This is a genomic window from Streptococcus sp. oral taxon 431 (genome assembly GCF_023115445.1).
In the GTDB taxonomy this organism is placed as follows: Bacteria; Bacillota; Bacilli; order Lactobacillales; family Streptococcaceae; genus Streptococcus.
Genome location: NZ_JALDUI010000001.1, coordinates 312,238 through 331,864 on the forward strand (window position 1 = coordinate 312,238; position 19,627 = coordinate 331,864).

20 protein-coding genes and 2 pseudogenes are annotated in these 19,627 nt (G+C 38.7%); all 22 read right to left on the reverse strand.

Annotated elements, in window-relative coordinates:
- Window positions 1–91 precede the first annotated feature (91 nt).
- Window positions 92–1,783 (reverse strand): lactose-specific PTS transporter subunit EIIC, encoded by a 1,692-nt coding sequence (locus tag M1R56_RS01545; RefSeq protein ID WP_248034351.1) that lies wholly within the window; start codon window positions 1,781–1,783, stop codon window positions 92–94.
- The gene (locus M1R56_RS01550; protein ID WP_248034352.1) at window positions 1,783–2,100 is read right to left on the reverse strand and encodes a PTS lactose/cellobiose transporter subunit IIA; all 318 of its coding nucleotides are present in this window, start codon (window positions 2,098–2,100) and stop codon (window positions 1,783–1,785) included. Before M1R56_RS01550 ends, M1R56_RS01545 begins: the two co-directional genes overlap by 1 nt.
- A gap of 34 nt (window positions 2,101–2,134) precedes the next feature.
- On the reverse strand, window positions 2,135–2,971 hold the full coding sequence (locus M1R56_RS01555) for a transcription antiterminator (protein ID WP_248034353.1): 837 nt from the start codon (window positions 2,969–2,971) through the stop codon (window positions 2,135–2,137).
- 234 nt (window positions 2,972–3,205) lie between these two features.
- Window positions 3,206–4,186, reverse strand: a complete 981-nt coding sequence (lacD, locus tag M1R56_RS01560; protein ID WP_248034354.1) for a tagatose-bisphosphate aldolase — start codon at window positions 4,184–4,186, stop codon at window positions 3,206–3,208.
- Window position 4,187: 1 nt separating this feature from the next.
- Window positions 4,188–5,117: a tagatose-6-phosphate kinase gene (locus M1R56_RS01565; RefSeq protein WP_248034355.1), complete on the reverse strand. Its 930-nt coding sequence runs from the start codon at window positions 5,115–5,117 to the stop codon at window positions 4,188–4,190.
- 10 nt (window positions 5,118–5,127) lie between these two features.
- Window positions 5,128–5,643: a galactose-6-phosphate isomerase subunit LacB gene (gene lacB, locus M1R56_RS01570; RefSeq protein ID WP_001216925.1), complete on the reverse strand. Its 516-nt coding sequence runs from the start codon at window positions 5,641–5,643 to the stop codon at window positions 5,128–5,130.
- 30 nt (window positions 5,644–5,673) lie between these two features.
- A complete protein-coding gene (gene lacA / locus M1R56_RS01575) occupies window positions 5,674–6,099 on the reverse strand; it encodes a galactose-6-phosphate isomerase subunit LacA (protein WP_000029280.1) in 426 nt (141 codons plus the stop codon).
- A gap of 258 nt (window positions 6,100–6,357) precedes the next feature.
- Window positions 6,358–7,251, reverse strand: a complete 894-nt coding sequence (locus M1R56_RS01580; protein ID WP_248034356.1) for an aldose 1-epimerase family protein — start codon at window positions 7,249–7,251, stop codon at window positions 6,358–6,360.
- Window positions 7,252–7,354: 103 nt separating this feature from the next.
- Window positions 7,355–8,830, reverse strand: a complete 1,476-nt coding sequence (locus M1R56_RS01585; protein WP_248034357.1) for a PTS galactitol transporter subunit IIC — start codon at window positions 8,828–8,830, stop codon at window positions 7,355–7,357.
- Between the two features lie 44 nt (window positions 8,831–8,874).
- Window positions 8,875–9,180, reverse strand: coding sequence for a PTS sugar transporter subunit IIB (locus M1R56_RS01590; RefSeq protein WP_000590576.1), 306 nt, complete (start codon window positions 9,178–9,180; stop codon window positions 8,875–8,877).
- A gap of 39 nt (window positions 9,181–9,219) precedes the next feature.
- The gene (locus M1R56_RS01595) at window positions 9,220–9,696 is read right to left on the reverse strand and encodes a PTS sugar transporter subunit IIA (protein ID WP_061863128.1); all 477 of its coding nucleotides are present in this window, start codon (window positions 9,694–9,696) and stop codon (window positions 9,220–9,222) included.
- Window positions 9,697–9,951: 255 nt separating this feature from the next.
- A pseudogene (locus tag M1R56_RS01600) lies at window positions 9,952–10,356 on the reverse strand (hypothetical protein); the annotation flags it as partial.
- A 207-nt stretch (window positions 10,357–10,563) separates the two neighbouring features.
- Window positions 10,564–10,761 (reverse strand): hypothetical protein, encoded by a 198-nt coding sequence (locus tag M1R56_RS10080; protein ID WP_348982761.1) that lies wholly within the window; start codon window positions 10,759–10,761, stop codon window positions 10,564–10,566.
- A 216-nt stretch (window positions 10,762–10,977) separates the two neighbouring features.
- Window positions 10,978–11,190 (reverse strand): annotated as a pseudogene (locus M1R56_RS01605) (transposase); the annotation flags it as partial.
- 308 nt (window positions 11,191–11,498) lie between these two features.
- Window positions 11,499–13,322, reverse strand: a complete 1,824-nt coding sequence (lepA, locus tag M1R56_RS01610; protein WP_248034358.1) for a translation elongation factor 4 — start codon at window positions 13,320–13,322, stop codon at window positions 11,499–11,501.
- 78 nt (window positions 13,323–13,400) lie between these two features.
- Window positions 13,401–14,129, reverse strand: a complete 729-nt coding sequence (locus M1R56_RS01615) for a metallophosphoesterase family protein (RefSeq protein WP_248034359.1) — start codon at window positions 14,127–14,129, stop codon at window positions 13,401–13,403.
- A complete protein-coding gene (recN, locus tag M1R56_RS01620; protein ID WP_248034360.1) occupies window positions 14,130–15,797 on the reverse strand; it encodes a DNA repair protein RecN in 1,668 nt (555 codons plus the stop codon).
- A gap of 6 nt (window positions 15,798–15,803) precedes the next feature.
- A complete protein-coding gene (locus M1R56_RS01625) occupies window positions 15,804–16,235 on the reverse strand; it encodes an arginine repressor (RefSeq protein ID WP_049526273.1) in 432 nt (143 codons plus the stop codon).
- A complete protein-coding gene (locus tag M1R56_RS01630) occupies window positions 16,228–17,043 on the reverse strand; it encodes a TlyA family RNA methyltransferase (RefSeq protein ID WP_248034361.1) in 816 nt (271 codons plus the stop codon). The genes M1R56_RS01625 and M1R56_RS01630 overlap by 8 nt, the downstream gene beginning before the upstream one ends.
- A complete protein-coding gene (locus M1R56_RS01635) occupies window positions 17,036–17,911 on the reverse strand; it encodes a polyprenyl synthetase family protein (protein WP_248034362.1) in 876 nt (291 codons plus the stop codon). The genes M1R56_RS01630 and M1R56_RS01635 overlap by 8 nt, the downstream gene beginning before the upstream one ends.
- Window positions 17,908–18,120 carry an exodeoxyribonuclease VII small subunit gene (locus M1R56_RS01640; RefSeq protein ID WP_000043228.1) on the reverse strand — a complete coding sequence of 71 codons (213 nt, stop codon included), beginning with the start codon at window positions 18,118–18,120 and terminating at the stop codon, window positions 17,908–17,910. The genes M1R56_RS01635 and M1R56_RS01640 overlap by 4 nt, the downstream gene beginning before the upstream one ends.
- Window positions 18,098–19,438 (reverse strand): exodeoxyribonuclease VII large subunit, encoded by a 1,341-nt coding sequence (gene xseA / locus M1R56_RS01645; protein ID WP_248034363.1) that lies wholly within the window; start codon window positions 19,436–19,438, stop codon window positions 18,098–18,100. The genes M1R56_RS01640 and xseA overlap by 23 nt, the downstream gene beginning before the upstream one ends.
- Window positions 19,439–19,627: the final 189 nt, after the last annotated feature.

Consider the following 19,627-nt stretch of genomic DNA (forward strand, 5'->3'; position numbering starts at 1 on the left):
ATATATTTTTACCGACGAGTTAACAAGTCGATTAGGAAATTCGCCATAGCGATTTCCGTAACGATAGGAGACTGTTTTACAGTCCCTATCATCAATCGAATTGAGCTTGAACAAATGCAAGAGCACCTTGTCCATCGCGTGTCAATTTAATGTATTGAGCTCCTTCAGTCTTAGACAATTTGATTCCAAGTTTATCTGTTTCAGCCTTCATGTCCTCATAGTTTGATGCTACTTGAGGAGCAAGGATAACAAGGTCAAATTCTGGCAACATTTCACGGTGAGCACCGTAACCACCAGCAGCGGCCTTCACAGGAACATTGTATTCTGCAGCAGCTTTATTCAAAGCATTTGCAAGAAGTCCACTTGTTCCTCCACCCGCACAAAGAACGAGCACGTTTGTTTCTTCAGTAATTGTATTTTGTGCTGATTCTACTCCAGCTTTTTCAAGGATAGCATCAGCTTTAGCAGTATTGAAGTTTGCGGCTACTTTTTCTTTTAATTCATCGTTGGCTTTACCAGAACGTTCTTCTTCAAGAATTTGTTCGTCATAAACCTTGAGGAATGGATAGTAGATAACAATATCTACTACGATTAACAATGCTGCAAGAGCAAATGACAAGAACTGGAAGTTTGTACCAAGAACAATACCTAGAGGCCCAGGCGTAGTCCATGGAAGGTTGGCAGTGAATGAGTTCATGCCGAGAGTTTCGATAAAGAACTTAAAGATCCATACGTTTGCAATAGGTGCGAAGATAAATGGAATAAAGAAGATTGGGTTCAAAACAAGTGGTGCACCAAACAAGATTGGTTCGTTTACACCGAAGAATGTAGGAACTACTGAAGCACGTCCGATTGCACGATTACGCTTAGACTTACACAACCACATAAACATGAATGGAACTACAAGAGTTGCTCCTGTACCACCCATAGTGACGATAAACATTTGTGTACCAGATGTAAGGATCTTATCAGCGTGCATACCTTGTTGAAGAAGGTTCAAGTTGACTTCGGCATTTGCATAAGTAATCGCTGCAATGGCAGGTTCAACGATAGATGGGCCGTGAATACCGACAAACCAGAAGAAGGCAAATGCACCAAAGATAATGGTAATACCAAGATAGCCATCAGCTGCAGAGAATAATGGTGCAAAGAATTTACCGATTGATTCTGCAACGCTTGCACCAACAAATTGACGAGCGAGCAAGTCAAGAGCATAGAGAGAAACAACTGAAAGCGTAAACGGAATAACATCTTTAAAGACTTGTGAGATATTGGGTGGAACTTCGTCAGGCATGCGAATAGTAACGTTGTTCTTCACACAAACCTTATAGATAGCTACAGTTACAAAAGCTGCCAGGAAGGCTGAAAGCAACCCTTTTGTTCCAAGGAAACCAGTTGCAAAGCCACCCTCGATTGGGTCAGCTGCTAACATCAGCAAACCAACAATAGCTGCTAAGAGCGTTGACATATAGTTGATTTGATTGGTTTTCTCCATACTACGATTGACGGAGTCTGTTAAAGATTTAGCAGTGGTACCAGCTACCAAGACTGCTAGAATCCCCATAGAGTAGCTGTAAGGTTTCATCAAAAGTGCTACTACTTCATCAGACCATTTAAAGCCCCAAGAGTTTGGAACAAAAGCAATCAAGATAAAAATACTTGAGAAGAGAATGACTGGCATTCCTGCGATAAATCCATCCCGAATAGCACGAAGATAGATATTTCGAGATAGTTTTTCAAAGAAAGGCTTCCCTTTCTCGATATAGGCAATTAACTTATTCATTATTTAGCTCCTCTTTTATAAAGTTCAATTAAATGATGCATCAAATCTTTTAGCAAAATAGTTGTCATCAAGTGATCTTGGCCATGCATCATGGTCACGCTATAAGCCAAATCGTCACCAGCAGCTTCCTTGGTTAAAAGACTCGTTTGCGCGTGGTGTGCTTCAGCGATACAGCTACTAGCTTCCTCAACTAAGCTATCCGCTTTAGCAAAATCACCAGCTTCAGCAGCCTTCAAAGCTTCCAATAATTTTGAACGAGCATCGCCAGCATAGGCTACGATTTCAAAACCTAACAATGTTACTTCTTCTCTATTCATGATAGAATTCTCCTTATATATTTTTTAGTAGATGTTATGACAATAAACGTTGAATGTGTAGAACAAGATAAACTCGTTCACTCTTGTAGAGGTCAAGACCAGTTTCCTGAGCAATGACCTCATAAATTTTACTACCAATCTCGAATGCTTCTGGATAGGTATTCTTTATATGTTCTTCCATATCAAGCAAGGATTGATTATCATCGCGACTACGATCCAGATAATCCAAAAAATAATTTAGATGAATCATAAAGCGGTCGTAGAAATTATTATTTTCAGGTGTTCGCTGGATTTTATAACTCTTCAAAACGCTTTCGACCTTCTTTAATATTTCTTTTCTCTTGTCAATTGACTCAACAACTTCGACTGCATTCTCACCTTCGGCGTTAATGAAGTGATAAGCGATACGAATGATTTCGTCTTCAGGAAAATTTTCTGTCAGTTTTTGACGATAAATTTCAAAAGCTTCTTGTGCAATTTGAAAAGCGATAGGATATTTTGCAGAAATGTCAGGCAAGTTACTATCCTTATAGCGTCCTTGGCTAATAGCCTGATAAGAACAATAGATATGGTCTGTCAGAGTGACGTATAGATACTCTTGGACAGGATATTGATATTTTTTAGAAAGATTATCAATAATCTCATAAGTGACCGTAATAAAATCAAGCGGTACATCCTTGAGAAGAGCCATAAAATTTTCTCGCGACTCTTCTGTTTTCATCCGAAAAACTTTTTCAACCTGATCCTCAGAAATCAAATCTCCCTTCTTCTTACCGAATGAAATACCCTTACCAATTACGATCAACTCCTCTCCTTTGCTATTCCGCACGAGAGAAACATTGTTATTCATTGGATTTAATATCCGATACATGGCAACCTCCTTGCCCTATTATTTAAGTTTTGTGAGCATAAAAAATGACCACAAATGAGTTCAGAAAATATACCTCTGAGTCATCTGTGATCATGCCTAATATTACTTAGTAACACTCACTTTGTATTAACTTGTGACTTAAGTATAGCACAAGATTTTTATTTTGTAAACCTTTACATACAACTTTTTTTAAAAGTTTTTTAGCTAGGTTTTAGGACATAAAAGGGGGGAAATTTAGACACGTTCGGTCCATGAAGTTGCAGTTGTTTTAAGAACCTTGTTGAGTTCGTCAATGTTCTCAAATCCAGTTGTACGAAGCCATTCGCGAGCTGCCGCTTCACCGTCTTTGATGTAAGCTTCAACTGATCCAGCCCATGTTGCACGTCCGCAAAGAACACCATTGAAGTTTGCACCTGATTCGTGGGCAAAGACAAGTGTTTCTTGGAAGAGTTTAGCAGATACACCTGCACTCAAGTAGATGTAAGGAAGGTTAGTTGCTTCGTCTTGCGCTTTGAAGAAAGCAGCTGCTTCTTCACGTGTATGAACGATTTCGCCATCACCAAAACCTTCAACGTATTTCACGTTAACTGGAACTTCTACTTTCAAGACATCGATGTTGAAACGTGGGTCTGAGAAGACTTTCATGGCACCGATAACTTTGTGTGGTTTTACTTTAGCGTATTCTGCAGAACCTGCATCAGCAATCTTTTCATCGTAAGCCAAGATTTCAAGGAAGAATGGAATATCTTCAGCCACACACTCAGAACCAATACGTTCGATGTAGGCTTGTTTTTGTTGGTTGAGTTCGTCAGAGCTATCTACGTCATAGTAAAGCAAGAACTTAACAGCATCTGCACCTTGTTCTTTGATACGTTTTGCAGACCAAACATCCAAGCAGTCTGGCAAGCGTTTTGTGCTTGTTGTGTCGTATCCTGTTTTTTCATAAGCGAGGAGAAGACCTGCATTTGGTGCAAGTGCTTTTGTAGCAGGAAGTCCATACTCAGGGTCAAGAAGCATTGATGAAGCGTATTTAGTCAATTCATCCGCTACCAATACTTTAAGTTCTTCCATTTGAGCTACTGTTGGCTCTTCTGTTTGGTACTGAGCCATAAGGCGTTTCAAAGCACCACGTTGGTCAAAAGCAAGAGCTGAGATGATACCATTTTCATCAGAGAGTTTTTGCATACAAGCGCGTTTATTTTCTGTTAAAACCATTTTATACCTCTTTTACGATTAATTGGTCATATAGACCTTGATAGTTAGCCATATTGACATGACCGGTCATTTTTTCTTGAGCATTAAGCATACCAAGGACATTTGCCTTGATCAACAGTTCTTGATCAGATTCTTTATGGAACAATCCTGAAGCAATACCTGCTACTGTAGAATCACCAGATCCAACTGGGTTTACAACTTGAATTTTTGGAATATCCACTTTATAGAAAGTGTCCCCGTGTTTTGCAAAGGCACCGTTAGCACCTAACGAAACGATAATCCACTCAATTCCATCAAATAGGGGCTCTTGAAGAACCTCTTTTAATTCATCCAAGTCTTTAGAAATTTCTCTTCCTAAAAGTTGAGATAATTCTTCATTATTTGGTTTGATAACCGTTGGTTTATGTGGAGATTCAAGAACAGCCTGAAGTGCAGCTCCTGAACAGTCCAAGACAACAGGTTTACCAGCTTGGTTAGCAAGTTCAACTAGACTAGCATAATAGTCAACAGGAAGTCCTGCTGGTAGACTACCTGAAATGGCTACTACCTCTACAGTTTCTAAAAGTTCTTTGAAATGAGCCAAGAAATCTTGTCCTTCTTTTTCTTGAACTTCAGGACCTTTTTCTAGGATTTCTGTTTGATTTTCTCCATGTAGAATTGCGATACAGTTACGAGTTTCCCCTTGGATAGAAAAGAAACGTTTCGAAACTTGATCATCAATATTTTCAACTAGAAAATCACCTAGTTTACCACCAACAAGTCCAGTTGCGACTACAGAATCACCAAATTCTGATAGAACTCGTGTAACATTTAGACCTTTACCACCAGCTGTTTTCGTAACATCGACAACACGGTTGACAGTGTCAATTTTCAATTCATCCAAAGGATAGGATATATCAATGGATGGGTTCATTGTGACTGTTAAAATCATGAGTCACCTCTTAGTCGTGGTATTCACCGCGATCCCATTTTTCAAGGAATTCTGTAAAGAAGTTTGCATCCGTTTGATGATCGTTATGAGTTTCAACGTGTTGGATTTTAGCAATCAATTTTTTATTTTCTTCAGATGGTTTGTATTCAGCGTTGATAAAAGCTTCAATGATATCACACATGAGCAATTCACCAGTGATTTTTCCACCAAATCCGATAACGTTGGCATTCAATTGTTCTTTTGCATATAGAGCTGTTGTCATATCACGAACCAAAGCAGAACGAACACCTGGAACTTTGTTAACAGCGTTATTGATACCTACACCAGTACCACAGATACAGACACCAAGATCAGCTTGGCCACTAACTACTGCTTCACCAACTTTTTTACCAAAGATTGGGTAGTGAGTACGAGCGTGGTCATAAGTACCAAAGTCGATGACTTCATGTCCTTTTGATTTCAAAAATTCTGAAACCGCCATTTTTTCATTAGTTACGATGTGGTCACATCCAATTGCAATTCTCATTTTTATCTTACCTTTCTTTCGTTATAAAAATTAGCACATTTTATTCAACATATCGACACGAATTTGGTGACGACCGCCGTCATACTTACCATTTACAAAGCCTTTAGCAATGTTTTTAGCCAATTCGTCACCAACGAGTTGAGCACCCATAGTAATCATACGTGAGTTGTTGTGACCACGAGTCATATAGGCTGAACGTTCGTCAGATACTTCTGCTGCAACCATTCCCTTGATTTTAGTAGCAACCATAAATGGACCTGCACCATAAGCATCAATGACAATACCAAGGTTTTGTTCTTCTTTTTTAACTTCTTCAGCAACTGCAAGAGTTACATCAACGAAGTCTTGACCTTCAGCTGTAACATCCACAACGTGGAAGTTTTCTTTTTCCAAGAAATCTTTAACGACTTCTTTCAATCTCAAACCTGCAGCATCTGCACCAATAACAATAGACATATTGTATACTCCTTTTTTATAATAGACCAGTAAAAATTTTTGGGTTCTGGAAAGAAAATGACCATTACCAAGTAGTTACTGGTAGTTTTTGTTGACTATTTTAGTTTAAGAATGATTTATCTAATCACTCTTTGTAACTTCTCCTTGGAGAAATTGGAAGAATAACTTGTTAAAACAAACACAAATTGTTCTTTCTAAACATAATATACTACTATTGTTTAAAAAAGTCAACAGTTTATGTTTGTTTTTGTTTATTTTTTAGAAAATTTCTATATCAAAACCAATTTGATCACTTTGACCTGGATTTAAGATTCGAACATTTTTCTTATCTTCTAGATGATCGCCCTCTTCGAGTGAAGTTGACAAACCTGACCAAGGTTCCAGAGCAAGGAAGGGACCTTTATTAAGCGTTGACCAAACGATGAGGTTTGGAAACTCCTTAAAGTCTAGTTTCAACCCTTTATCATGCTTACGTGACCGTAAGGAAACAGAGCGAGAGGCTAACTCGTCTAAAGTCACAGCATCATAGCTAAAGAAATCATAGTTTAGATCCAATTCTTTTTGGTCTTTTAACCAGCTACTTCTATCTTGAAAATCTAACATCCCTGTTTCTGGGAATGGTTTAGGAACTGTACAAGTTTCTGACTTTTCAAATTCAAGATAGTAGTCTTCATAAGCTTCATCATCAAATAAAGGACAGTTAAAGCCAGGATGTCCACCAATAAAGTAAGGCATTTTCTTATCTGTTTCCTTATTGGTAACTTGATACTGTGTTCGAATAGTCTTTCCCGTAACAGTATAAGTTATTTCTAGACGAAAATGATAGGGATAATTCTCATACATTTCTTGGTCATCTTCGATCGCAAAGGTGACAGAATTCTCTGTTTGTTCCACTAATTCAAATTCTTTTTTTCGAACCAATCCATGACGTGGAATTTTACCTTTTACTTGACTACCATCTTCTTGATCATACAAGACAGTATCATTTCTAACGGATCCACAGATTGGAAATAAAACAGGTGCTTGTCCACTCCAGTAAGTTGGATCTCCCTGCCACAAATACTCAATTCCATCTTTATCTTTTATTGAAGAAAGTGCACCACCAAAAGTTTGAAACTGTACACTTAGCTGTTCTGTTTTTAATTCAATCATTAGAATTACCTCCATTTATTTAAGGCCTAAAAAAACTAGGCTGTCGACTCCAGATTTGGAAACTGACAACCTAGTTTTTACAATTTACATTTTTAGGAGCGAATTATTTTGCGTTTGCTGCGTATTCTTCATTACGTTTGATCATTTGTTTTCTGTACCATGCAAAGATACCAACGTAGAATACTAGGAATACTAATGCGCCAAGGATTGCTTTGATATCACCAGTTGTAGCGTTACCAATTGCCCAACCAAATAGTTTTTCGATTGGTCCTTCAAGAGTTGAGTGAGTAATCAATTGAGTTTGGCTTACACCTTCTGGGAAGGCACCTACACCTTTAGCAAGTTCTGTTGCAAATGGTGCGATAAGTGTACCTGAAAGAAGGAAGAGTGGCAACAAGAGTGTTCCGAAGATAATCATACGGAGCAATTTACCACGAGTAACTACCAAGAGAGCTGGAGTTACACCCATTGCGATGATACCAGCAAGTGGCAAGATACCATTTCCGACATTTGAAAGAAGCACTGCTTCAACCAACATGATTGGTGCAAGTACGTTGGCACAAGCCCAGATTTCAGCACGACCAGCGATAAATGGCCAGTCAAGACCGATGTTGAATTTACGTCCTTGAAGACGTTTAGTAGCAACGTTTGTAATACCTTGTGAAAGTGGTTCTACGGCTGCGATAAACCATGAACCGATCAATGAGAAGAGCTCCAAGCAGACACCGGCAGTCAAACCAAGTGACAACCAACCTTTAATAACAAGTTCCCATTTATCAGCACCTTCAACACCAGGAACTGGATGTGGAGTTCCCATCAAACCGATAACGATACCAAGGATGAAACCGATGAAGAATTTAGATCCCCAGAAACCGATTCGTTTATTCAATTTAGCAGCGTCAAAGTCGTATTTATCAAGACCTGGGAAGAGTTTATCAAAAATCTTATCCAAAACCATGATAACTGGGTTCATCATGTAGTTCATGTGAGTTGAAGTCATTGGTGATGAACTTGGTGCGTTAAGAAGGTCATCAAATGTTGGTTTCATCAAGTCAGAGTTGATGATTTTAAGAACCCCAACAAGAACAACTGCTGCAGTCGCGATGAAGAGTGAAACTCCTTGGCTAACTCCATTGTTGTCAGCGTACCATTTAATCAAAAGACCTGTGATAGACAAGTGCCAGATATCAAAGATATCGACGTCAAGTGTATCAGTTTTCTTCATTGCAAGCATCACAATGTTGACGATCAACATCACAAGCAAGAAGTAAAGTGTCCAAGCTGAACCCCAAGTGATTGTAGCAAGTGGTGCCCAACCAACGTCGGTAATATTCAATTGAATACCAGTGTTTTCAACGAATTTTGCAAGAGACGCTGAGAAAGCACCATTTAACATACCGATGATAGCACCGATACCAGTAAGAGCGATGGCAAGTTTGATACCACCTTCAAGCGCCTTGGAGAATTTCACTCCAAAAAGTAGAGCCAATAGTGTCAAAATGATCAGCATGATGATCGGTCCACCCATTTCCAAGATAGGCTTGAACACCTTATTGGCTAGTTCGATAATGATATCCATAATTTTCCTCCCTTTATTTTTATGGAATATTTACAAATTAATAATTAGCTTAGACCATGTTCTTTGATAGCTGCTTCAATATTATCATAGACTGGAGCGCTCATAGCTGGAATACGGAACAAGATTGGTCCTGCTTCAACAACTGGGATACCTGGTTCAAAACCTAAATCAGTAGCAGCGATTGGTGTGAAGATATCATAACCTTTAATCAAGTCTTCATTGACATCTTTTACCATAACAGCATCACATTGAACATCGTACCCACGGTTAGAAAGTTCTTCTTCAAGAGCACTTTTAATTTGGTGGCTTGAGTTAACACCTGCACCACAAGCAGCAAGAATTTTAATCATTTGGATTTCCTCCGTTTTTATATAAAAATTATTAACAAATTAAGCAGTCGCTTCTGAGATGTATTGGAACAAAGCTTCAGGTTCCTTAATCTTAGACAGCGCTTCAAGATGACCATTGCCTGTAAAGAAGTCCATCAACTGCGCAAGAATATTTGTTTGACTTGAGCTTGAATTGTTGATGATAAAGAACAACAATGAAACTTCTACTTCCTTATCAGGAGCAATCATATTGTGGAACGTTACTGGTTTTTCCAGACGAACCACGACAACATTTTCAGTTAGATTATGAATTGTATCAGTATGGGGGATAGCTACGTTAGGCAAATCCTTCCCTAAAAACTCCATATCCAAACCAGTTGGGAACGATTTTTCACGTTCAATCAAGGCCGATCGATAGGTCTCTGTAACAACTTTCTTTTCTTCCAATAGGGTTGCAACTTGATCGAAAAGTTGCTCTTGATTATCTGCTTCTAAGCAAAAGACTAGGTCTTTGTCAAAGAAATGATCTAATCCCATGACCTTCTCCCTTCATATTTAACTTTTATGGTATAAGTATAACACTATATGAAACCGTTGTCAATATTTTTTGTTGCATTTTGTTTGATTTTTATTTTTTTTGTTTACGAATTAAACATTTGCTAATTTCAAACATATTTTTTATAAATTTCTTAATAAGTATAATAAAAAAACAGGAATGACTCCTGTTTTCACGATTTTAACTTTTTTATTGGTCCAACTTTCTTCCACCATTGGAAGGAGATTTTTTAATACCTATGGAACACCTTCAAGAGAAACATATCTAAACTTACCATCATCGGATTTAAAAACCCAGATAATTAAATATTTACCATTCTTAGCAATACAGTTTACTACGTAGGCCTCATAGCCACCGATAGTTGATTTTGCCCCCCATACCTTGGAAAATTCTTGACTTTTCTGTTTAGATTCATAAATGCTAGTTGAAATTTGAACAGTTTCAAGTGCAGCGTACTCACTTTCACTAATACCAAACTGCTAAGGTTTAAAGGTATTGAAAGTTACAATATTGACATCCGTCCCATCACAGTACTGAATGTCACCTCCACCTTCAATTTCTTTGGAACGAACCCATGATTTAGGAATTTTCACATAGCCATAATCATCTGAACCTACTATTTGAGTTTCTTATGTCTGGCTAGATAAGAAAGGCGATGATTAAGTGCCACTGGGCCGGACGTGATTTGCAACCACGTAAAAAAAGCCTCAGTATTCGCACTGCTGGTGCTTTTCCATTGCTCATGGCTTAGAAAACTATCACTTTTTCGCAGAATCCGTATAACACATTTACGGAGCAGGTGCAAGAAAATGCGTTTTTTGAGAAGTTCTGACTAAAAATACGTCTATTTATTTTTTATTGTTTTTTATTGTAGAGCAGACCCAACCGAATGAACATAGGTTGTAGAAAGCAAATGAAAAAACTGCAAGGATGATAGCTCCTGTATCTAAATAACCTCTTTCAAGACCGTTTTTCAACAACAACAAGCCTGTAGTTTCGACAACGATCAAAAATAAAAATATATAAAAAATTTTCACATTAAGCATATTGTTACCGCTTTCTTTTTATTTGGTTTTATTGTATAATAAAAGTTGAAAAAAATCAAAAAAACATAACCATCCATCTAACGGCTGGTTTGCACCAGAACGCTATAATCCCAAATTACCAGCCAGCGCCTAAAGACGCTGGCTTTCACCTTGTTCAATCCTCATTGCTCTTGACTCGTCACTTGCCTCTTAAAAAGGCGTGAGTATTACTTGCTACTATCCCCTAAAGGGATCCTCATATTCTTTTACACTCAATTTATCTAGTGATAGATCATGCTTTACTTATTTTCAAATTTTCATACTCGTTTAGAAATCATCCACTGGATAATTTATTCACTCTTGAATATATTTCTTAATTGTGGCTTCATTAAGCCCTACTGTACTCACATAATAACCTTCCGCCCAGAAATGTCGATTCCCAAACTTGTATAGTTGATTGAAATAAGATATGAACAAAGAGATTAGGAAAGTCAAATCAATTTCTAAAAATGTTTTAGAATCTGTAGTATACTATTCTAAGTTCAATCTGCTATACTTGAGGTTGGCGCGTTTGTCAAACATTAAGAAAAGAGGCTGGGCAAAAAATCTTTAAAATCAGAAAAACGCATAATATCAGGTGTTGAAAACCTTGATACTATGCGTTATATTTTTTCCATTTTCGGAGAAAATTGACTTTTTACCCAGTCTCTTAAAAAATCATTATTTTATATTTATCTTATTTTTTCTTGAGATCTCAACTATTCTTCATCCATACTCAATACGCTGAGGAAGGCTTCTTGTGGTACTTCTACAGAACCGATGGCTTTCATGCGTTTCTTACCAGCTTTTTGTTTTTCAAGGAGTTTGCGTTTACGAGAAACGTCACCACCGTAACACTTAGCAAGTACGTTCTTACGAAGAGCCTTGATATCAGTACGAGCCACAATCTTGTGCCCAATAGCTGCTTGAATCGGCACTTCAAATTGTTGACGAGGGATGATTTTCTTGAGCTTATCAACAATGAGTTTCCCACGTTCATAAGCAAAGTCTTTGTGAACAATAAAGCTAAGAGCATCCACCTTATCACCATTAAGAAGGATATCCATTTTCACCAGCTTAGATGGACGATACTCTGACAACTCGTAGTCAAAACTTGCATAACCACGTGTTGAAGATTTGAGCTTATCAAAGAAGTCAAAGACGATTTCAGCAAGTGGAATTTGATAGATAACATTGACTCGGTTATCATCAATATAGTCCATAGTTACAAAATCCCCACGTTTGCGTTGAGCCAATTCCATTACTGCTCCGACAAACTCCTGCGGTACCATGATTTGAGCTTTAACATAAGGTTCTTCAATGGTAGCAATTTTGGTTGGGTCTGGGAATTCAGACGGGTTTGACACATCCATAGACTCACCATCAGTCTGATTAACCTTGTAGATAACAGATGGCGCAGTCATAATAAGGTCGATGTTAAACTCACGTTCCAAACGTTCCTGAATAACATCCATATGAAGAAGTCCAAGGAAACCACAACGGAAACCAAATCCAAGAGCCTGGGATGTTTCTGGTTCAAACTGCAAGCTGGCATCATTCAGTTGCAATTTTTCAAGAGCTTCACGAAGGTCATTGTATTTATTAGACTCGATTGGATAGAGACCTGCGAAAACCATCGGATTCATCTGTTTGTATCCTGAAAGTGGTTCAGTCGCTGGATTTGTCGCCAAGGTTACTGTATCACCGACACGTGTGTCCTGAACAGTCTTGATAGAAGCCGCGATATAACCAACGTCACCCGTCGCAAGGAAATCACGTCCTACAGCTTTAGGTGTGAAAATTCCGACTTCAGTTACATCGAAGGTTTTACCATTGCTCATGAGCTGAATTTTATCACCAGGTTTGACTACTCCATCCATGACACGAACTTGGAGGATAACTCCACGATAGGCATCGTATACTGAGTCAAAAATCAAAGCTTTCAATGGTCCAGACACGTCACCAGTTGGTGCTGGCACTTTTTCGACAATTTGTTCGAGAATTTCTTCGATACCGATACCTGCCTTGGCTGAAGCCAATACAGCCTCGCTAGCATCTAGACCAATGACATCTTCGATTTCTGTACGCACGCGCTCTGGATCTGCAGCTGGCAGGTCAATCTTGTTAATAACTGGCATGATTTCCAAATCATTATCCAAGGCCAGATAAACATTGGCAAGGGTTTGAGCCTCAATCCCTTGGGCAGCATCAACGACCAAAATAGCACCTTCACAGGCAGCTAGGGAACGTGAAACCTCATAGGTAAAGTCCACGTGTCCAGGTGTGTCAATCAAGTGGAAGATATAAGTCTCACCATCTTTAGCCGTATAATTAAGCTCGATAGCATTAAGCTTGATCGTAATTCCACGCTCACGCTCTAAATCCATACTATCAAGAAGTTGGGCCTGCATTTCACGACTGGAAACTGTCTCTGTCTTTTCCAAAATACGGTCAGCTAGTGTTGACTTTCCATGGTCAATATGGGCGATAATAGAGAAGTTACGAATCTTCTCCTGTCGTTTTTTCAATTCTTCTAAGTTCATCATTCTCTTCCTTTCAGGGTATCTATTAATTATAAATTGTTTTTAACATTTTGACAAGACCATACCCTGTTAGGAGTACTAATCTTCAGCAACAAAGCCATCATTTTCGATGAAATAGTGCTCAGTCATACCTTGGTCGGTAAAGACAATACCGTGAAGGACACCGCCGTAAACAGCTCCTCCATCCATTCCAATCTTACCGTCTTCTGTCATCCAAAGTTCAGATGTACCAGGTTTTTGATCCAACAAACCATAGACTGGTGTATGTCCAAAGACAATGGTTTTTCCAGTATGATTGGCTGCTTCGTGAAATGGTTTTCTGAGCCATACCTTCTTATAATCAGTAGTATCATGCCAATCATCCAAAGTCAAATCAATACCGGCATGAACAAAGATATACTTATCTGTTTCAATGACAAAAGGCATCTGACGAATAAATTCCACTAAGTCGGCTGCTTCTGTTTCAACACGCTTTGCATCTGCTACTCCATCTACTGGTGCATCCAGTGGGCGTCCCAAAATAGAATTAATAGTTGTATCCCCACCATTTCGACGATAGTGGTCATAACTTTCTTCAGGATTATCCAACCAAGTTAAAAACATATACTCATGATTTCCTGATAAGCAGATAGCTCCCTGATTGTCGACCAAGTCTTTGACCATTTCTAGAACTCGGCGACTATCTTCTCCTCTATCAATCAAATCTCCAAGAAAGAGTAATTGAGTCTTACCATCCCATGTTTTAAGTAAGTCTTCTAACATTCCAGCTTTTCCGTGGACATCACCAATTACATAATAGTCTGTCATTTATTTCTCCTTACTTTGTAATAATTCTCTCGCTTGAGTCAATGCTGCTTCTGTCACATTCTCCCCAGCCAACATCTTAGCGACTTCTTCAATCCTTTCATCAACTGTTAGCAAGCGAACTGTTGAAATAGTCGAATGTTCATTGCTAATCTTTTCGATGAAGAACTGATAATCTGCAATCGCAATAACTTGCGGAAGGTGAGAAATAGCTAATACTTGACCGTGCTGTCCAATTTTGTGAATTTTTTGTGCGATGGCTTGAGCTACACGCCCTGAGACTCCCGTATCCACCTCATCAAATACGATACTGGTCTTGCCTTCCTTACGAGAAAAAGCGGACTTGATAGCTAACATCAAACGAGACAACTCTCCACCAGAAGCTACTTTTACCAATGGTTTAAAATCTTCTCCAGGATTGGTTGAAATGTAAAATTCAACACTCTCATTACCTTCACGACTGAATTTTCCTTGACTAAAACGAACTTGAAATTGTGCTTTCTCCATGTAAAGGTCTTGCAATTCTTGCTTGATTTCAGCTTCTAAGTCCTGCGCTATTTTATGGCGAGCTTGAGCAACTTGACCTGCTAGGTCCACAAGATTTTTTTCAAGTTTCTTGAGTTCGATTTCCATATCTTCAGAAGAGAGATTATTTCCTGTTAGAAGATTGTATTCGTCTGTAATCTTGGCAAAGTATTCTAGGACATCATCTACACCACCACCATACTTACGGGTAATAGTGTGAATCAAATCTAGTCGGCTTTCAACCTGCATCAGACGATTACCATCAAAATCTAAATCATCGATAATGGATTCCAATCGCTTGGTGATATCTTCTAGGACATAATAGGATTCAGAAAGGGAACTTGAAATCTCACGATACTCTGAATCGAACTCTTCAAGACTTTCCATATCATTCATGGCCGAACGAACATTTGCAAGGCTTGAAAATTCTTCATTATCAAGCATACTATAAGCATTAGTCAAAGTATCAGCGATATGTTTATGGTTCAGTAGTTTGTCTCTTTCTTGATTAAGGAAAATATCTTCACCAGCTTTCAAATTAGCTGATTCAATCTCAGCCATCTGAAATTCCAACATTTCAATTCGAGCCTTGTGTTCCTGCTGATTTTTTTTGATGTCAAGCACTTGCTTGCGCATACGGCGGTAGTTATCGAAGCTCGTCTGATAGGCTTCTTTTAATTCGAAGAAAGAGGCATCCCCAAACTCATCCAACATCTGGATATGTCGATGTGGGCGCATTAACTCCTCTTGGTCATGTTGACCATGGATATCAACTAGCTGTTGACCAATCGTCCTTAATACTGAAAGATTAACCATCTGTCCATTGACACGACTGATGCTCCGACCGTTTTGTAAAATTTCGCGACGAATAATGATTTCATCACTCAATTCTAATCCTTGTTCATCAAAAATTTCTTCTAGTGCGCGATTACTTTCAATTGAAAAAAGACCTTCAATTTCCGCTTTTGGAGCCCCATGACGAATAACTTCTGTTGTAGCTCTGGCTCCCAACATCATATTCATAGCATCGATGATGATTGATTTACCCGCACCTGTTTCACCAGTTAAAACTGTCATCCCTTGTTCAAAGTTCAAAGAAATTGATTCGATGATAGCAAAATTTTTAATCGAAATTTCCAGTAACATATAATCCTACCAATTTTTAACTTGCTCAAAAATATCTTTGGCTGTTTCTTCACTTCTCAATACCATCAAGATGGAATTATCATCAGCAATACAGCTAAAAATTTGGTCAGAAAAAACAGTCATCAACTGACTCTTGACGAAAATAGTATTCCCTGGAATAACTTGCAAATTGATCATATGCCCCATGCGTTCAGCATGAATAATATTATTTTCTGCCAACTGCAAGCTTCTAACGATTGATTTTGGTAATTCATAGATGTAAGTATTGTCTTTCAATGGAATTTTTACAATACCTAATTCTTTAATATCTCGGGAGACTGTTGCTTGAGTAGCAGAGATACCAGCTTCTCTCAAGTGTTCAACGATTTCTTCCTGTGTGCCGATTTGATAATCTGTAACAAATCTTCTAATCTTTTCAAGTCTCTCTTTTTTATTCATCTTTAAACTCTCTATGTGCTCTCTCTACAACTTTTTCTATTTCAGTAACAACCTGATTGCTTGCTTGTTCCTCTTTACGCAAATAAGCAAGAAACTCTATATTTCCGTGTCCTCCTTGTATCGGAGAAAAATCCAATCCTAAAACGGAAAATCCTTCTTTGACAGCCATTTCCGTTACTGATTCCAAGACATGTTGGTGAACCTTGGCATCTCTGATAATCCCATTCTTACCAATCTGCTCACGGCCAGCCTCAAACTGAGGCTTGATGAGTGCGACAACTTGTCCTTGGTCAGCTAAAACTCGGTGTAATGCTGGTAAAATGAGGCCTAGGGAAATAAAACTAACATCGATACTTGCAAAACTCGGTTCTTGTTCAAAGTCAGTCTTTTCAGCATAACGGAAGTTAAACTGTTCCATACTGATAACACGTGAGTCTTGTCTTAATTTCCAAGCAAGCTGGTTAGTCCCGACATCAACTGCAAAAACTAGTTTAGCACCGTTTTGTAACATGACATCAGTAAATCCTCCTGTAGAAGCTCCGATATCAATGGTCGTTTTATCTTCAACAGTTAAATCAAATTTTTCTAAAGCCTTCTCTAGCTTCAAACCACCACGACTAACATACTTGAGCTTCTCACCCTTGAGCTTCAACTCTGTATCATCAGGAATTTTTTCTCCAGGCTTATCGAATCGTTCGCCATTAAGCACAGCGACCACTAAACCTGCCATAACTCCACGTTTAGCTTGTTCTCTAGTTTCAAATAAACCTTGTTTATAAGCTAGAACATCTACTCTTTCCTTAGCCATTGATTCTCAAACTTTCTACTATTTTTACAATTGGTTCCTTGTCAAAGCTCACAACTTGGCTAATCTCTTCAAGTTTCGCATTAGCTTGATCCAAAGTTTGATTGCAAAACGCTATCGCCTGGTCTAATCCCAACAATGCAGGATAAGTTGACTTTTCGGCCTGCAAGTCTTTCTGGGGTGTTTTCCCAATTTCCTCAAAGCTAGCAGTAACATCAAGCACATCATCTCTCACTTGGAAAGCAAGCCCAATCAACTCGCCAACTGTTTTAAGCTGTTTCTGAAGATTTTCATCCAATCCAGCAATGATGCCAGCCGCTTGGAAAGGAAAGGCTAAAAGTTTACCCGTTTTATTAGCATGAATGGTCTGAAGTTCCTCTAAATTCAAGTGTTTTCCTTCACCTTCCATATCCAATACTTGACCAGCTACCATTCCCATACTTCCAGAAGCAAGGGATAAATTAGATATTAAATCTACCTTGGTTTGACTAGGTAAATCAGCTTGAGCAATTAAAGCATAGGGATCCAAAAAAAGCGCATCCCCTGCTAAAATAGCTAGAGCTTCACCATACACCTTATGGTTGGTCAAACGCCCCCGACGAAAATCATCATTATCCATAGCAGGAAGATCATCATGGATCAAACTTCCTGTATGAATCATTTCTAGTGCCGCTGCAACTTGAGCATGTTCCTGAGTGATAGGCACTTGCAAGGAGTCCAAAACTTCTAAAAGTAAATATGGACGAATCCGTTTACCACCAGCATGGACGGAATAGAGAACAGCCTCTCTTAAATTGGATGAAAATTGTTGGTTGCCATAAAAGTCTTCAAGAGCTGACTCGACCAAAGCTAGTTTTTCCTGCTTGTTCATACCAGTTCACTTTCTGTTCCATCTTCTTGCATCACCTTGACCAAGGTCTTTTCAGCCTTATCAAGTGTCGCCTGCAATTCTTTGGATAAGAGCATTCCTTTTTGAAATGCAGAAATAGCATCTTCCAAAGCAATTTCACCATTTTCTAAGCTTTGAACAATCGTTTCAAGTTCTGCTAGATTTTCCTCAAATTTCTTTTGTTTTGACATCTTTAACCTCTAATTCTACTTGACCGTCCCGCATCAACAGTGATACTTGGTCATTTTCTTTCAAATCTTTCGCAGAAGCGACTACGACTTCTCCTTTTTTGACAATTGCATAACCTCTGGCTACAATTCGACTAGTATCTAGCATAAGGAGAGCTTCTGATAGACGTTTTACTTCTGCTACTTTTGCATCATAGGTCACAGCCATCTGGCTTCGCAGCAGTTTCTTTAATTGCTGGATATGATCCTGATAACGCTGGATTTTGATGATTGGTGATAATTGTTCCAAACGGTGGACTTGTTCTTGCACCTTTTGTTGATTACGAACCAATTCAGCATTCAATCCTTGCTTCAGTCGCAGCTGTAACTGATCCAAGCGTTGTAGATAACCGTCATATAAACGCTCTGGTTGTCTGAAGATGACCGATTGACTGAGGATTCTCAAAGCTTCTTTTTTCTTTGACAAGGTATGCTTAACTGCTGTAGTCATTCGTTTTTCTTGATTCTGAAGATAGGCCAAAAGATCTAACTTAGTTACTGGTGTAGCGAGTTCAGCAGCAGCTGTCGGCGTTGCCGCTCTCTTGTCAGCAACAAAATCAGCCAAAGTGACATCTGTTTCGTGACCCACACTTGAAATGATGGGTAACGGTGATTCAAAGATAGAGCGAACTACAATCTCTTCGTTAAAGGCCCAAAGATCTTCAATGGATCCACCACCACGTCCAATAATCAGAACATCTAAATCCTCACGTTCATTGGCTCGAGTTATATTACGAGCAATTTCCTCTGCAGCACCCTCACCTTGAACTTTAGTAGGATATAAGACAATTTCCACACCAGGGAAGCGTCTGCTAACTGTCGTAATAATATCCTGAATGACAGCTCCGCTACGGCTGGTCACCACACCTATTTTTTTTGAAAATTGTGGTAAAGATTGTTTAAATCGCTCTTGAAACAAACCTTCTTCTGCCAGTTTCTTCTTAAGTTGTTCAAATTGGATAGCTAAAGCACCAACACCATCTGGTTCAGCTTTTTCAATGATAATCGAATAACTTCCGCTTGGCTCATAGACTTGAACACGACCAACCACATTGATCTTCATCCCTTCTTCTAAATCAAAACCTAGTTTCTGATAAATACCTGACCAAATGGTTGCCTGAATAACCGCTCGATCATCCTTAAGAGAAAAATACTGATGAGTTGGTCGCTTGCGGAAGTTAGAGACTTGACCAGTTAAATAGACCCGTTCCAAGTAGGGGTCTTTATCGAATTTCATTTTTAAATACTTGGTCAACGTTGCTACCGATAAATACTTTTCCATCTCTACCTCCTTCTTTTCTCTAGTTTTTCCTGGGTATTATTATACCAAAAAAACGTTTAAAAATCTTGAATTTCCACCTAGAATAGTGAAAATACAGGGAATTTATGTGTGAATTAATTTCTTAATATTTTTGCCCCTTTTTTGCCCCCTGAACAGAAAAAAAAGCCCTTCGGATAAAATCCGAGGGGC